The 563-nt window shown below is 65.2% G+C and carries 1 protein-coding gene; it reads left to right on the top strand.

Annotation, left to right across the window (positions count from 1 at the left end; all coding sequences use genetic code 11):
- Positions 1–563, top strand: a 563-nt coding sequence (locus IB248_RS30970) for a transposase (RefSeq protein ID WP_192242249.1), incomplete at both ends; no start/stop codon positions are given.

Genomic DNA, 563 nt, shown 5'->3' with positions numbered 1-563 from the left:
TTGATGCGCGCCTTTCTTGGCTGGCTGCGCGGCGAGAAGCGCCACTGCAGTATGGCCGTGATTCCCACAGTCGATGAGGAGGACGCACGGCGGCCGAACCGCGAGCGGGACAGCCTGGTGCGCGAGCGATCGCGGATTGTGAACCGCATCAAGGCGACCCTCGCTCGCTTCGGCATTCGCGCCTTCAAACCCATTTTACGCAATGCCAACAAGCTGGACTCTCTGCGCATCGTGGACGGCACTTTGCTGCCAGAGAACACGCGCGCCGAACTGAGACGCAATTTTGCGCGAATGCGGTTGCTCTTCGAACAGATCCGCGAGATCGAACGCGAGCGCTTGCGCCGGCTCGCCACTGCTCCCACCGCACCTGCGGCAGAGCAAGGCGCGCATGCCATGGTGCGTCTCCTCGCGCGGGTCATCGGGGTCGGCATCGAGACGGCAGACATGCTGGTCCATGAGATTTTGTCGCGCGGCTTACGCGATCGAAGGGCCGTCGCCCGGTACGCGGGTCTCACCGGGGCGCCGGACGAGAGCGGCAAGCGCCGGCGCGAGAAGGGATTGGC

This window comes from Rhizobium sp. RHZ01, assembly GCF_014851595.1.
Classification (GTDB): Bacteria; Pseudomonadota; Alphaproteobacteria; order Rhizobiales; family Rhizobiaceae; genus Rhizobium; species Rhizobium altiplani.
The sequence above is the reverse complement of the archived record's forward strand: the minus strand, read 5'-3'. Positions and strand labels throughout refer to the sequence as shown.